This is a genomic window from Methanoculleus sp. UBA430 (genome assembly GCF_002506585.1).
Classification (GTDB): domain Archaea; phylum Halobacteriota; class Methanomicrobia; order Methanomicrobiales; family Methanoculleaceae; genus Methanoculleus.
The window spans coordinates 312392-326147 of the sequence record NZ_DAXW01000016.1; the positions used below are offsets into that span (position 1 = coordinate 312392).

The following is a 13756-nucleotide window of genomic DNA, read 5'->3' on the forward strand; positions in this document are numbered from 1 at the left end:
GGATATCAACCTCCGATCATTCCTCTCTTCACCGGAGGTATATATGTCTTGAGCAGCAGCGAGAGCGAGACGACCGTCACCGACGAGAGGGCCATCGCGAGCGCCGCAAACTCCGGCCGGAAGGTGATGCCAAAGATTGGGTGGAGCACGCCTGCCGCAAGCGGGATGAGGGCCGAGTTGTAGGCGAACGCCCAGAAGAGGTTCTGCTTGATCCGGCTCATCACCTTCCGGGAGAGTTCTATGGCCGCGACGGCATCGACGAGGTCGTCGCGAATGAGGACGACATCGCCGCTCTCGATCGCGACATCGGTCCCGCTCCCGATCGCGATCCCGACGTCCGCCTGCGCGAGCGCCGGGGCGTCGTTGATACCGTCGCCGACGAACGCCACGACCGCCCCCTGCTCCTGGAGGGCGCGGACCTCCTCGGCCTTCTCCTGCGGCAGCACCCCGGCGTGGACGTCCTCGATCCCGACCTCCCTCGCGATGGCGTTTGCCGTCCGCTCGTTGTCGCCGGTGATCATCGTCACGGCAAGGCCCATCCTTTTGAGGTCCGCAATGGCCGCCTTCGTCGTCGGTTTGAGGGTATCGGCGATGGCAATGATGCCTGCGAACCCGGCCCCGGCGGCGACGAGTACTGCGGTCTTCCCCTCGTCCTGGAGGGCGGCGATCCGGCCCCCCGCATCAGGGGGAACGGAGATATGGTATTCGTCGAGGAAGGGCCGGTTCCCGATCAGGACCTCTTCCCCCTCCACCACGGCGCTCACGCCCCGCCCGCCGAAGGTCGTGAACCGCTCCGACGCCGGGATTGTGACGCCCGCGCTCTCCGCCCGCCGGACGACCGCCTCCGCGAGCGGGTGCTGCGAGTTACGCTCGACCGCCGCCGCGATCGCGAGAAGCCGGTCCTCTCCGATCCCGGCCGGCACGACGTCGGTGACGTCGGGCTTCCCCCGGGTGAGCGTCCCGGTCTTGTCGAAGACGACCGCGGTCAGTTTCTCCGAGATCTCGAGCGCCTCGCCGTTCCGGATCAGCACCCCGAGTTCGGCGCCCCTCCCGATCCCGACGGTCACGGCGGTCGGGGTGGCGAGACCGAGCGCACAGGGGCAGGCGACGACCAGGATCGAGATCAGGACCGTCAGCGCAAAGAGGAGCGTGGCGTCGAGGACCAGGTACCAGGCGAGGAAGGCGACGGTGGCGATCGCGAGGACGGCCGGGATGAAGTAGGAGACCGCGACGTCGGCGATACGCTCGACCGGGGGCTTTGAGCCCTGGGCGTCCCGGACGAGCCTGATGATCTGCGAGAGAACCATATCCTTCCCGATCTTCTCCGCCCGGAACCGGAGGACGCCGTTCACGTTCAGGGTGCCGCCGACGACCCCGTCGCCCTCCCGTTTGTCGGCCGGGATGGGTTCGCCGGTGATCATCGACTCATCGACGGAACTCTCGCCGCCCACGACCGTCCCGTCGACCGGCACCTTCTCCCCCGGCCGGACCAGGAGGATGTCGCCGACGACGACGTCCTCGATGGGGACTTCGACCTCGCGATCGCTCCGGATCACCGTCGCGGTCCTGGGCCGGAGGCCGATCAGGCTCTTGATGGCATCCGATGTCCTCCCCTTCGCCCGGGCTTCGAGGTAGCGGCCGAGCGTCAGGAACGAGGCGAGCATCACCGCGGTCTCGTAGAAGTTGAAGGCCGGGGTGAGGACGATGTTGAAGGTGCCGAGGAGGCTTGCGCCGTAGGCGACACCGATCCCCATCGCGTACATGACGTCCATCGTCAGTGCCCGGTTCCGGAGCGCCGCGGCGGCCGCCTTGAAGATGGGGGCGCTGACGTAGTAAAAGACCGGGAGGGTGATGACGAGCATGACGAGGTTGACCGGGACCGGGAGGGCGGCCGCCCCCGGCATACCGAAGAGCATGTAGAAGAAGAGCGGGATGCTCACCGCAAACCCGACGACAAACCGCCGGAACTTGTCCCGGAGGTCCTCCTCCCGCATCCGGGCCTCGACGTCCTCGGAGATCTCCTCATCGAGCCCCAGGTACTGGTAGCCGGCATCCTCAACGGCGGCCCGGAAATCAGGGGCCGTGACGAGTGCAGGGTTGTAGACGATACGTACGTTCTCGGTCGCGAGGTTGACCCGGGCCTCGTAAACCCCCTCAAGGTCGTTGAGCGAGGCCTCGATCACCTGGGCGCAGGAGGCGCAGACCATCCCGCCAACCCTGACAGTGACCTCGTTCCGTACAACCCCGTAGCCTGCGTCGGTGACCGTCCGTTCGAGATCCGCGAGGCTGGTCTTCGCTGGATCGTACTCGACGGTGGCCGTCTCGGCCGCGAGGTTGACCCGGGCATCATAGACGTCGTCCCGGTCGTGGAGGGCCTTCTCGATGTTGAGGGCGCAGGACGCGCAGTGCATCCCGGAGATCTTCAGTTCTGCCTTCCGTTTCTCCTCCGGCATGTTATTCACCTCAGCGCGCGGGAATAAATACCTGCACCCCTCCTCACCGGTCTCCGCGCAGCCGCTCACAAAAGGGACCGAATCACTGCTTCAGTCCCGGCTAATTTTTATACATAACATTATTATATTAAAAACCGGTTATTATCCCCCTATCCAGAGGTGATTGAGATGCAGAGAAGGGATCTTCCGATAGGAGAGTCACGGGAGGAGAAGCGATATGATCTTGAACGCATGTCGTCGGGGCGAGATATCAACGGCCTGACCGAAGCACTGCAGACTGGCGATCCTGCCGTCCGCCGCGATGCCGCCCTTGCCCTCGGCGCGCTGGGCGAATGGAGGGCTGTGGACCCTCTCATCCGGGCGCTCGCTGATCCGGCGCAGGACGTCCGGGAGGGGGCGGCGAACGCGCTTGTGATGGTCGGGACGCCGGCGGTTGATCCGCTGCTCGATCTCCTCGACCATCCCGAAGCTGCGGCAGTGTACGGGATGCCGCGGGAAGCGCCTGAGGAGGGTCTTACCCAGGTCGACCTCCTCGGGGGGCCCGCGGACATACCGGCCGCAAAGAGGAGGCTCCGGCACGCCGGGGGCATCAGACAGCACGATGCGCTCGGCGGCCCGGCGGATATCCGGGAGGCGGGGGCAGGAGCGTCCCGTGATACCGAGAGGGAGATCACCCAGCACGACCTCCTCGGCGGCCCGGGTGATGTCGGAACGAGGAAGAGCCTCCGGCACCGGGAACTCGCCCAGCACGACCTCCTCGGTGGGCCGGCGGACGCGAGGGAGCACGAAAGGCTCTTCCCCGGCGCGAGAAGGGCCGGCGTCGTACCGGAGGGTGCTCTTCCCGGGCGGGGACTGCGTCGGGCCTATGCCGCCGTCATCCTCGGCGAGATTGCCGATCCGCGGGCGGAAGGAGCCCTCGGCCGGGCGCTCAACGACAGTGACCCCGCCGTCCGGAGGGCCGCCGGGGACGGGATGGCACGATACCGCGAGAGGCGGGGTTCGGCGACGCGTATCATGCCATCGTCCCGCTGATGCCGGGACGGACCCCATTTTTTCCGGCTCCGTGGGGGCCACTCTTGCCGGCGAAGGTTCTTATACCGGGGAGACGGTATACGCCGGATCCGGAGGCGAAAGGATTGCAGCAAGAGAGCAGCCTCGTAGAAGAGCAGCGGGGTGAAAGAAGGTTCAACATCGATCTCCTGCGGGCCGAGGAGGATCTTGACGGCCTGATCGAGGCGCTCGGGAGCGATGACGGCCTGACCCGCCAGCGGGCCGCCCTGGCGCTGGGGGACCTCGGCAGAGTGGAGGGGGCCGAGCCGCTCATCCGGGCGCTCGGCGACCCGATGACGGCGGTGCGGGAAGCGGCGGCGGACTCGCTCGCCCTGCTCGGGAGCGCGGCGGTCGGGCCGCTGGTCGACCTCGTCGAGCACCCGGAGGCGTCGGGGAGGTACGAGGAGCCCGGACCTCCGGGGGGCACGGCGACCGTGACCGGCCCCGGCGGCCAGGCCTGGGAGGTCGAGACCCGGCGCGACCTCCGGCGGGTCTACGCGGCTGCCATCCTCGGCGAGATCGCCGACCCCGCCGCGGTGCGGCCCCTCGTCCGGGCGCTCCGGGACGCAAGCGACGATCTCCGGTGCCAGGCATCCGGGGCGCTTGCGAAGTTCGGGAGCGGGGCAGTCGAGCCGCTCACGGCGATGTTCACCGACCCGGACCCCGAGGTCCGGATCGTCGCGGCCGGCGTCCTCGGCGATACCGGTGATCCGGCTGCGGTCGAGCCCCTCATCGCGGCGCTCCGTGACGGGAACCCCGATGTCCGGGGGGCTGCGGGGGGCGCCCTCTTCCGGGTGGGCGACGCCGCGGTCGAGCCGCTGATCGCCGCGACGAAGGACGCCGACCGGAACGTCCGGCTCTACGCGGCGGGGGCGCTCAAGTACATCGGCGACCCGCGGGCGATCGATGCGTTGCAGGAACTCGCCCGGAGCGGGGATTCTGAGGAGAAGAGCGTCGCAGAGGACGCGATAGAAAAGATACGGATGGTCAGGGGCGAGGCCGCGCCGGAGCCTTCCGCGCCGACCTCCCGATAACTTATCTTTTCAGGATCATGGGCCGAGGAGCCCCCGACTTCAGTCGGAGGTAGTTGACGAGATCCCCGGCTGGGACTTCCCCGGTCATAGCGAAAAAAATACCTTTTATCCCCTTCTCCGCACCCGTACCGACTCCGCGTGGGCGTGGAACCCCTCCGCGTCGGCGATCGTCTCCACCACATCGCCGATGGCTTCGAGACCCTCCCGCGTGATCACCTGGACCGTCGAGCGCCGGCAGAAGTGGTTCACGTCGAGGCCGGAGTAGAAACTGGCATAGCCTGCCGTCGGGAGGACGTGGTTCGTCCCCGACGCGTAGTCGCCGCAGGCCACCGCCGCGTAGGGGCCGACGAAGATCGACCCGGCGTTCCGGATCCGGTTGAGGACGGCGAGCGGGTCGGCCACCTGGACCGAGAGGTGCTCGGGGGCGATGCCGTCGACCGTCGCCACCGCCTCGTCGAGCCCGCCGGTGACGATGTAGCCGGAGTGGTCGAGGGCCTTCTCCACGATCTCGCGGCGGGCAGCGCCCTCTGCCATCCGCTTCACCTCGGCCCCGACACGGTAGGCGAGGGTCGTCTCGGTTGTCACCAGAACGCAGGCGGCGTTCGGGTCGTGTTCGGCCTGGGCCAGGATATCGGCCGCGATGAAGGTCGGGTTCGCCGTGTTGTCGGCGAGGATCGCGATCTCGCTTGGCCCCGCCGGGAAGTCGATCTCCGCCTCGTCGCGCAGAAGCATCTTCGCCGCGGTGACGTAGACGTTGCCGGGGCCGACGATCTTCTCGACCTTTGGGACCGTCTCCGTCCCGATCGCCATCGCTGCGATCGCCTGGGCGCCGCCGACCCGGTAGATCTCGTCGACCCCGGCGATATCGAGCGCAACGAGCGTGATTGGGCTCGTCGGCGGCGGGGTGCAGCAGCAGATCTCTCGGACCCCCGCGACCTTTGCCGGGATGGTGCACATCAGCGCCGTCGAGGGGTAGGCCGCCCGCCCGCCGGGGACGTAGGCCCCGATGCGGGATAAGGGCGTCGTCTTGACGCCGAGGGTGATCCCCGGCTCCATCTCCTGGAGCCAGAGGTCGCGCCCGCGCTGCAGTTCGTGGAACCGGCTGATCCGCGCCTCCGCCTCCACCAGGCTCTCGACCAGCCGTGCGTCCACCTGGTCGTAGGCCGCCTCCCGCTCCTCGTCGGAGACGGCGATCTCCTCCAGATCGATCTTATCAAATTTCTTCGTCAGGTCGAGGAGGGCCGCGTCGCCCTCCGCCCGCACCCTTCCGATGATCTCCGAGACCGGTCCCTTCACCCGGTCAAGGTCCGATCGTCGACCGGCAATCCAGGTCTCGATATCCAGCGCCTGCCACATGAGGAACAGGGTCGGCGGGGAGGAGCGTTAAGGTTTCGACTTCCGGGGCGCCGGATAAAACCACTCCTCGCATGAGCGGGTTTTCGGAAAGGGCTTTACAACTATTATTTGTTAACAACTATAAAAAAGACTAAATATTTTGTCTACCGAAGGCCCGCCCGCATGACTCCAAGATCGTGGGTGCCCCTTCTGGGCATCGTAGTAGTGCTGCTCGCCGCATGTGCCGTCTCCGTCACGGCGCAGGAGGCGGCAGATCCGGGCGTGCTCCGGATAGCAACGACGACGAGCCTCCGTGATACAGGCCTTCTTGACGAGCTCGAACTGATGTATGAGAACACCTCCGACGTAGACGTACAGATCACCGCCCAGGGGACCGGGCAGTCCCTCGACACCGCCCGGCGCGGCGATGTCGACCTGGTTCTCGTCCATTCGCCGTCGCTTGAGCAGCAGTTCATCGACGAGGGCTACGGCATCAACGAACGGTGCTTCGCCTACAACAACTTCCTCATCGTCGGGCCGGAGTCCGACCCGGCGGGGATCGCGAACATGACCCCGGTCGAGGCGTTCCAGGCGATCTACCTTGCCGGCACGAACAACACCCCCGACGTCTCGTTCGCCTCACGCGGCGATGAGTCCGGGACCCACACCCGGGAGAAGGAGATCTGGGAAGCGGCCGGTTACAACTACACTACCGACATCCAGGACTCCGGGGCCTGGTATCTTGAGACCGGGAGCGGCATGGGCGAGACCCTGACCCTCGCCAACCAGAGGAACGCCTACACGTTCTCCGACATCGGGACCTACCTCGCCCTTCAGGACCAGCTGGCACTCGTGCAGCTCGTGACGGAGGGGGACCAGCTCATGAACCGCTACAGCGCAATCGCGGTCAACCCCGAGATGGCGGAAGGCGTCAACATCGATGAGGCCAACAACTTCATCGACTGGATCACCTCGGACGAGACCAAGGAGTTCATCGGGAACTTCGGCGTCGAGGAGTTCGGCCAGCCGCTCTTCATCCCGCTCTACCCGCCCGAGTGTACCGAGCCGCCGTTCAACTGCACCACCTGCTCGGGACAGGGAAACGCGACGACCGGTAACGCGACGGCGTGAATCGGGACCGCTCGCACCGTGCTACAGCGGTCCGGGGCGTGAAATCTCTGCTGCCTGCCAGAAGACAGAGGCAGGTGGCGGAGACACCGCCTCAGTATCGGTGCATGCGGCGGTTCGGCACGGGGATTGCTCCGGGAGGACGATAGGCATATTGTTGACATCTGGCCACCGTTAACTATTTAGCATCGGTCGAACATCCTGACGCGTTGTTATGAGAACGAATGCGACTCTTCCGACGGCAGGCATCATCGCGATCCTGCTCATCCTCGCTCTCGGTGCGGGGTGTACCGGGACGGCGCCGGGCGGCAACGAGACCCCGACCGCCACGACGACTCCCGCCGGTGGGGGGAACGTCCTCCGGATAGCCACCACGACGAGCCTCGAGAACACCGGGCTGCTCGCGGAACTCGAACGGGTCTACGAGAACGAGACCGGTATGGACCTCCAGTTCATCGCCCAGGGGACCGGGCAGTCCATCGACTCCGGCAGGCGCGGCGACGTCGACCTGGTGCTCGTCCACGCCCCGGACCTTGAACAGCAGTTCGTCGACGACGGTTTCGGGATCGACCCGCGGTGCATCGCCTACAACTACTTCATCATCGTCGGGCCGGAGTCCGACCCGGCGGGGATCGCGAACATGACCCCGGTCGAGGCCTTCAAGACGATCTATCTCGCCGGCACGAACAACACCCCCGGCGTCATCTTCGTCTCCCGCGGCGACAACTCCGGGACCCATAACCAGGAGAAGGTCCTCTGGGAGCAGGCGGGCTACGACTACGACACCGAGATCCTGGACACCGGGGGCTGGTACGTCGAGGCCGGCAAGGGCATGGGCGACACCCTGATCCTGGCAAACGAGCAGCAGGCATACACGCTCTCCGATGAAGGGACGTATCTCTCGTTCGCTGACCGGCTCACCCTGGTGCCGGTCATTGCCGAGGGTGCGGAACTCCTGAACCGCTACAGCGCAATCGCCGTCAACCCCGAAGAGCACCCGGGTGTGAACGCCGAAGGTGCCGCGGAGTTCATCAACTGGCTCACCACGAACGAGACGAAAGAGATGATCGGGAACTTCGGCGCCGAGGAGTTCGGCAAACCGCTCTTTACGCCGCTCTACGCTCCCGAGTGCGCCGAGCCGCCGTTCAACTGCACCTGCACGGGAGAGGTGACCGGATAAGCGCAGATCAGAGGTGGAAGGGAGGCGTGAACGAGGTGGACGGCAGGGTAATGGAGGCTGAGAGCGCGTGGTGAACGAGAACCCGATCATCGAGGGGTTCATCGAGGCCATCGAGCTCATCGTCACCCTCGATCCCCAGGTGGTGGAGATCACCATCCGCTCCCTCTATGTCTCCCTCACCGCCACCTTCTTTGCCGCGCTGATCGCCCTCCCGCTCGGCGCGCTCATCTACTTCTACGAGTTCCGGGGGAAGCACGCGGTCGTCTCCACGCTCCAGACGCTCTACGCGCTCCCCACGGTCATCGTCGGCCTGCTCATGTTCCTCCTCCTCTCGAACATCGGCCCCTTCGGGTTCCTTCGCCTCCTCTACACGCCTGGCGGTATGATCGTCACCCAGACGATCCTCATCATCCCGCTCCTGATGGGGCTGACGGTCTCGGCGCTCTCCGGGATCGACCGGGACAAGCGCTACACGATCACCGCCCTCGGCGCGAGCAGGCTCCAGACGATCATGACGATCATCGCTGAGGCGCGGTTTGCAGTCATGGCCGGCGTCCTCCTGGGCTTCGGGCGGGCGATCGCCGAGGTCGGGACGGTGATGATCGTCGGCGGGAACATCCGGGGCGCCACCCGCGTCCTCACTACCGCGATAGCGCTCAACACATCGATGGCAAACTACTCCCTCTCGATTGCACTCGGGATCATCCTCCTTGCGGTGGCGCTCGGTGTAAACATCACCCTCTCCCTGGTGCAGCGGCGGTGATATGATGGCGATCATCGAGGCACACGATATCACGAAGTTCTACGGCAACCTCAGGGTCCTGCACGACGTTGACCTCTCGGTCGGGAAAGGAGAGATCCTCGCGCTCATCGGGCCGAGCGGCTCCGGGAAGAGCACGCTTCTCCGGGTTCTCGACCTGATCGAGCCCGCAAACGGCGGCGAGATCTCGGTCTTCGGGATCGACGTGGTACAGGAGCGCGGCCGCTGGCTCGATCTGCGCCGCCGGATGGGAATGCTCTTCCAGCGGCCGATCGTCTTCAACGCGTCCGTCTACGACAACGTCGCGATGGGGCTGCGCTACCGGGGAGCCTCCGGCGAGGATATCGAGAGGAAGGTGAAAGAAGCCCTCGAAGCCGTCGGGCTCTCCCGCTACATCAAGAGCAAGGCGACCGACCTCTCCGGCGGCGAGCAACAGCGGGTGGCGTTATCGAGGGTGCTCGTGACGGACCCCGAGATCCTCTTCCTGGACGAGCCGACCGCGAACCTGGACCCGACATCGACCGCCACCATCGAGCGGATCGTGACGGGCCTGAACCGCGAGGCCGGGATGACTGTCCTCATCAGCACCCACGATCTCTCGCAGGGGCAGAGGCTCGCCCACCGGATCGCGGTGATGATCGACGGCACGATCGCCCAGACCGGGCCATCGCGCGAGGTCTTCCGCGAGCCGAAGGACCGGAGGATCGCCCGATTCGTGGGCGCCGAGAATATCATCCCGGCCCGGGTCGTCTCGCGGAGCAACGGATTCACCATCGTTGAGGCACATGGAAGACAGATGCTCTCGGCGACCCCGCCGCCCGCCGAAGAGGTCGAGATGGTCGCCCGGGGCGAGGATATCTCCCTGCACCGGCGGGAACCGGAGCACGAGGAGGCGGAGAACCGTTTCCCCGCCACGGTCACCCGTATCGAACCCACGGCACCGTTCGTGAACGTGACGGTCCACTGCGGGTGCGATCTTGTCGCGCTGGTGACCGCGAGGAGGGCGGAGGCCCTCGGCCTCCGTGAGGGGATGGAGGTCTGGGTCTCTCTCCAGGCGAAGGCGGTCCACCTTATCCGCAGGTAGAGCATGAGAGGTTAACGGAAACGGGTTAATCCGCGCAAAAAGCGACACTCTTACATCAGGCCGCCGTCAATTGTCCTTATGCCAATCGCTCCTCCCTCCCGGGAGGAGCATGGATTACATACGGACATGAAGACCAGAGTCATTTCCGGCGATCTTCTCCGGGGCGGCAGGGAGGCATCCCTCACCCGGTGGAAGAAGCACCGGGGACGCTACGTAGACTGGTGCATCGTCGGGTTCTGCATCATGGGAGCGGCGCTCGTCGGGATCACGGTGCTCGCGCTCGCGAGCATGGCGACGGCGGAACTCGGAAACCCGGCTCACCTCCTCGAGGTGGCGCTCTCGTCGGAGGTGATCCACTCCATTCTTCTCACGTTTGCTGCGGGGGCGAACGCCGTCCTCCTCCTCGCCCTCTTCGGGACCCCGCTCGCCTACGTCCTCGCCCGGGCGCATCCGTCCCGTTTCAAGGGCGTCGTCGAGAGCATCGTCGACATCCCCCTCATCCTGCCGCACACCGTGGCGGGGTTGCTCGTCTACCTCCTCTTCATGCGCCGGGGCTGGCTCGGCGCACCGCTCTCCGGGATCGGGCTCGCGTTCGAGGATGCCTACCCGGGAACGGTCGTCGCGATGCTCTTCGTCGCCTCGCCGTTCTATGTCAACACCATGCGGGAGGGCTTTGAGAAGGTCCCGGTCCACCTTGAGAACGTCGCCCGCACGCTCGGTGCCGGGACGTTCACCACCTTCCGCACGGTCACGCTCCCCTTAAGCCTCCGGCACATGTACAACGGGGCAATATTTGCCTGGGGGAGGGCTATCGGAGAGTTCGCCGGCGTTATCATGATCGCCTACTACCCGTTCATCATATCGACGCTGATCTACTACTCGTTCACGACGGACGGCATCCAGACAAGCAGGAGCATCGCGTTCACGGTCATCCTGGTCAGTTTAGGAGTCTTCTATCTTCTTCGGCGAATGACCCGGTGCTTAGGGAGGCACGATGATAGAGTTTGACCGCGTCTCGCTCACCCTTGGCTCGTTCTGCTTGAAGGACGTCAGCCTGAATGTCGGTAAGGGCGACTACTACTTCATCATCGGGCCGTCCGGCGCGGGAAAGACGGTCCTCCTCGAGGCGATCGCCGGCCTTCATTCGCCAGGCAGCGGCCGCGTCCTCCTCCGGGACGAGGAGATCACCGCGCTCCCGCCGGAGAAGCGGGGGGTTGCCCTCGTCTATCAGGACTACTCGCTCTTCCCGAACATGACGGTCGCCGACAACGTCTCCTACGGCCTCCGTGTCCGGGGGATGCGGAAGGGAGAGGCCAGGACCGGGGTCGCGGGGCTCCTCGAGCGGTTCGGGATCGCTCACCTTGCCGACCGCTACCCGGGCACCCTCTCCGGCGGCGAGCAGCAGCGGGTGGCGCTCGCACGTGCCGTCGCGGTGAAGCCCGATATCCTCCTCCTTGATGAACCCCTCTCGGCCCTCGACCCGGTCACGCAGGAGAGGTTCATCGACGACCTCCGGCGCCTCCACCGGGAGGAGGGGCTCACCATCGTCCAGGTGAGCCACTCGCGCCGGGAGGCGCACCTCCTCGCCACCCGGGTGGCGGTGATCATCGATGGGACCCTCGTGGACGAGGAAGAGGCCGAAGTTGTCCTGAACACGCCACGGAGCCGCGAAGTCGCCTCGTTCGTCGGCATCGAGAACATCCTTGACGGGATCGTGACGGCAAACGAGGACGGGCACGCGACGGTGGATGCCGGGGGGCGGACCTTCGAGGTGGTGACGGAGGCTGCCGCCGGCGAAGCGGTCACCCTCTGCATCCGGGCCGACGATGTCGTCCTCGTCACCGGGGACGAACGTCGCTCCAGCGCCCGGAACACGATGGCCGGGAGGGTCGTCTCCGTCGCGGAGAACGGTCCCGTCGCCGAGGTGAAGGTGGACTGCGGTGTCACGCTCACCGCGGTCCTGACACGGCGGTCGGCACGCGATCTCGCGCTCGTTCCGGGGATCGCCGTGACCCTTTCCGTCAAGGCAACGGCGATCCACGTCATCGGGTGAAACTCCTCACCCGTTCTTTTGTTTCAGCACGAGCAGCAGGCCGATGAGGCCGGCGGTGACGGCGTTCGCCGCGATGATGGCGGGGTCCGCTCTCACCACGCCGTAGGCGAGCCAGAGCAGGACACCGGCAAGGAGGACGACGAGCATCGCGAGCGAGAGGTCGGCGGTCGAGCGCGTGCGCCAGGCTTTCGCGACCTGCGGCGCGAACGAGAGCGTCTTAAGCGTTCCTGCGGTGAGGCCGAGGACGGTGATGGTGTCCATGAGCACCTTCCCGGGTCTTACGCCGGATGGGATAAATCCTGGTCCGGTCACGACCCGGGCTGCCGCCTGCCCGCCCGCCATTGCAGAACGTAGGCAAGGACCATCCCGACGATGAAGGCGACGGTGAGACCGATCGCGAGGGTGAGGACGGCGATGACCGCCGTGACCAGGTAGGACTCCGTCTTCGCGCTGTGCTTCCCGAGCTCGAGCGCCACGAAGACCAGGAGTGCCCCGAAGACCCCGAACGGGATGAGGGTCAGGACCTCCGGCGGGGCGAAGGCGACGGCGAAGATGAGAATGAAGATCCCGGCGACGATGTTCGCCCCGCCGGTCCTCGCGCCGAACCGGTACATGGCCGCGAGCCCCCCGGCACCGTGGCACATGGGAAACCCGCCGAGCGGCGTCGAGACCAGGTTCATGGCCCCGATGGTCCGCGAGAGCCTATCGGGGTCGACACCCTTCTTCGGGAAGAGGTCGTAGGTGAGGAGCGACGTCGCGAGGATGGCGTTTGCGATCGTGAGTGGGACCTGCGGGAGGACGAGGTCCCAGGTGCCGGTGATGAAGTCTGAGGGCACCGGGAGGACGAGGGCGGGGAGGGGCATCAGGCGGAACGGTGGCATCCCCTGCACGGCGATGCCGGCGGCAAGCCCGATGATGAGGACGAGCAGGGCGGAGACGTCCGGGATCCGGGTGCGCTGCGACGCGATGAAGAAGACAACGATGACCGCGATCGCGAGCATCGCGACGAGGGTATCGGCGACGATGTAGCCGAGCGACGTCCGGAGGAGGAGGAGCGCGAGCCCTGCCTGGACGCCGCGGATGACGCTTTTCGGGATCCGGTCCTCAAGCCAGGCCATGCCGCCGACGAGGCCGATGATGAGGAAGAGCGCCCCGACGACGAGGCCGGAGGCCACGATCTCGCCGGCACAGAGCCCTTCGGCGATGACGACGGCCCCGATCGCCTTCATCGGCTCGATGGGAATGGGGAGGCGGTAGTAGAGCCCGGTGATGATGAACCAGGCGGCGAGAAAGAGGAAGAAGTGGCTGACGTTCACGTCCGGGCAGACGATCGCGACGCCGAGCAGGATGGGAAAGATGGTTCCGAAGTCGCCGACGGCTCCGGCGACCTCCTCAAGAGTAAACCGGATGCCTCTCTCCTCAGTTCCGCCGCTTTCCGCCATGCTTCATCTCCCTGTATGTCAGGCCTCCTTCTTGGGGTTTTGGATAACGTCCCCGGGTGCGTTCGGGCCTTCCAGGGGATAACGATTACCCTGCCCGAACAGTAAGGGGGGTTAAGTTAGAAACCTCAACATCATCCGGATTATAAACATTTATTTTGCTCAATTGAGTAATTATCCCTATGAGAGCGCACCTGTCTCCCATACTTCCACTGCCATTTACATCAACCGCCGCTTCTT

At 65.8% G+C, this 13756-nt stretch carries 12 protein-coding genes; 8 read left to right on the plus strand and 4 right to left on the minus strand.

Annotated elements, in window-relative coordinates; translation table 11 throughout:
• Window positions 1-5 precede the first annotated feature (5 nt).
• Window positions 6-2453, minus strand: coding sequence for a heavy metal translocating P-type ATPase (locus tag BRA49_RS13330; protein ID WP_292386614.1), 2448 nt, complete (start codon window positions 2451-2453; stop codon window positions 6-8).
• Between the two features lie 168 nt (window positions 2454-2621).
• On the opposite strand from BRA49_RS13330, the gene BRA49_RS13335 reads away from it, so the two are divergent.
• Window positions 2622-3485, plus strand: a complete 864-nt coding sequence (locus BRA49_RS13335; RefSeq protein ID WP_292386615.1) for a HEAT repeat domain-containing protein — start codon at window positions 2622-2624, stop codon at window positions 3483-3485.
• 104 nt (window positions 3486-3589) lie between these two features.
• Window positions 3590-4537, plus strand: a complete 948-nt coding sequence (locus tag BRA49_RS13340; protein ID WP_292386616.1) for a HEAT repeat domain-containing protein — start codon at window positions 3590-3592, stop codon at window positions 4535-4537.
• 105 nt (window positions 4538-4642) lie between these two features.
• Here BRA49_RS13340 and hisD read toward each other — a convergent pair whose 3' ends face one another.
• A complete protein-coding gene (hisD, locus tag BRA49_RS13345) occupies window positions 4643-5893 on the minus strand; it encodes a histidinol dehydrogenase (protein WP_292386617.1) in 1251 nt (416 codons plus the stop codon).
• 162 nt (window positions 5894-6055) lie between these two features.
• On the opposite strand from hisD, the gene BRA49_RS13350 reads away from it, so the two are divergent.
• The 6 genes from BRA49_RS13350 to BRA49_RS13375 all read left to right on the plus strand — a co-directional run bounded on the left by BRA49_RS13350 (window position 6056) and on the right by BRA49_RS13375 (window position 12077).
• Window positions 6056-7003 (plus strand): substrate-binding domain-containing protein, encoded by a 948-nt coding sequence (locus BRA49_RS13350; protein WP_292386618.1) that lies wholly within the window; start codon window positions 6056-6058, stop codon window positions 7001-7003.
• Window positions 7004-7214: 211 nt separating this feature from the next.
• Window positions 7215-8180 (plus strand): substrate-binding domain-containing protein, encoded by a 966-nt coding sequence (locus BRA49_RS13355; protein ID WP_292386619.1) that lies wholly within the window; start codon window positions 7215-7217, stop codon window positions 8178-8180.
• Window positions 8181-8247: 67 nt separating this feature from the next.
• Entirely contained in the window at window positions 8248-8943 is a 696-nt protein-coding gene (locus BRA49_RS13360) for an ABC transporter permease (protein ID WP_292386620.1), read from the plus strand.
• 4 nt (window positions 8944-8947) lie between these two features.
• The gene (locus tag BRA49_RS13365) at window positions 8948-10024 is read left to right on the plus strand and encodes an ABC transporter ATP-binding protein (protein ID WP_292386621.1); all 1077 of its coding nucleotides are present in this window, start codon (window positions 8948-8950) and stop codon (window positions 10022-10024) included.
• Between the two features lie 126 nt (window positions 10025-10150).
• On the plus strand, window positions 10151-11032 hold the full coding sequence (locus tag BRA49_RS13370) for an ABC transporter permease (protein ID WP_292386622.1): 882 nt from the start codon (window positions 10151-10153) through the stop codon (window positions 11030-11032).
• Window positions 11019-12077, plus strand: a complete 1059-nt coding sequence (locus BRA49_RS13375) for an ABC transporter ATP-binding protein (RefSeq protein WP_292386623.1) — start codon at window positions 11019-11021, stop codon at window positions 12075-12077. The genes BRA49_RS13370 and BRA49_RS13375 overlap by 14 nt, the downstream gene beginning before the upstream one ends.
• Window positions 12078-12083: 6 nt before the next feature.
• Here BRA49_RS13375 and BRA49_RS13380 read toward each other — a convergent pair whose 3' ends face one another.
• On the minus strand, window positions 12084-12338 hold the full coding sequence (locus BRA49_RS13380) for a SemiSWEET family sugar transporter (RefSeq protein WP_292386624.1): 255 nt from the start codon (window positions 12336-12338) through the stop codon (window positions 12084-12086).
• A 47-nt stretch (window positions 12339-12385) separates the two neighbouring features.
• Entirely contained in the window at window positions 12386-13519 is a 1134-nt protein-coding gene (locus BRA49_RS13385; protein WP_292386625.1) for a putative sulfate/molybdate transporter, read from the minus strand.
• Window positions 13520-13756: the final 237 nt, after the last annotated feature.

What these genes read in the sequence shown, in the direction of transcription:
- BRA49_RS13330 (WP_292386614.1), bottom strand. Translation starts at nt 2,453, where the DNA reads ATGCCGGAGGAGAAACGGAAGGCAGAACTGAAGATCTCCGGGATGCAC.
- BRA49_RS13365 (WP_292386621.1), top strand. Translation starts at nt 8,948, where the DNA reads ATGGCGATCATCGAGGCACACGATATCACGAAGTTCTACGGCAACCTC.
- hisD (WP_292386617.1), bottom strand. Translation starts at nt 5,893, where the DNA reads ATGTGGCAGGCGCTGGATATCGAGACCTGGATTGCCGGTCGACGATCG.
- BRA49_RS13370 (WP_292386622.1), top strand. Translation starts at nt 10,151, where the DNA reads ATGAAGACCAGAGTCATTTCCGGCGATCTTCTCCGGGGCGGCAGGGAG.
- BRA49_RS13375 (WP_292386623.1), top strand. Translation starts at nt 11,019, where the DNA reads ATGATAGAGTTTGACCGCGTCTCGCTCACCCTTGGCTCGTTCTGCTTG.
- BRA49_RS13385 (WP_292386625.1), bottom strand. Translation starts at nt 13,519, where the DNA reads ATGGCGGAAAGCGGCGGAACTGAGGAGAGAGGCATCCGGTTTACTCTT.
- BRA49_RS13350 (WP_292386618.1), top strand. Translation starts at nt 6,056, where the DNA reads ATGACTCCAAGATCGTGGGTGCCCCTTCTGGGCATCGTAGTAGTGCTG.
- BRA49_RS13380 (WP_292386624.1), bottom strand. Translation starts at nt 12,338, where the DNA reads ATGGACACCATCACCGTCCTCGGCCTCACCGCAGGAACGCTTAAGACG.
- BRA49_RS13335 (WP_292386615.1), top strand. Translation starts at nt 2,622, where the DNA reads ATGCAGAGAAGGGATCTTCCGATAGGAGAGTCACGGGAGGAGAAGCGA.
- BRA49_RS13355 (WP_292386619.1), top strand. Translation starts at nt 7,215, where the DNA reads ATGAGAACGAATGCGACTCTTCCGACGGCAGGCATCATCGCGATCCTG.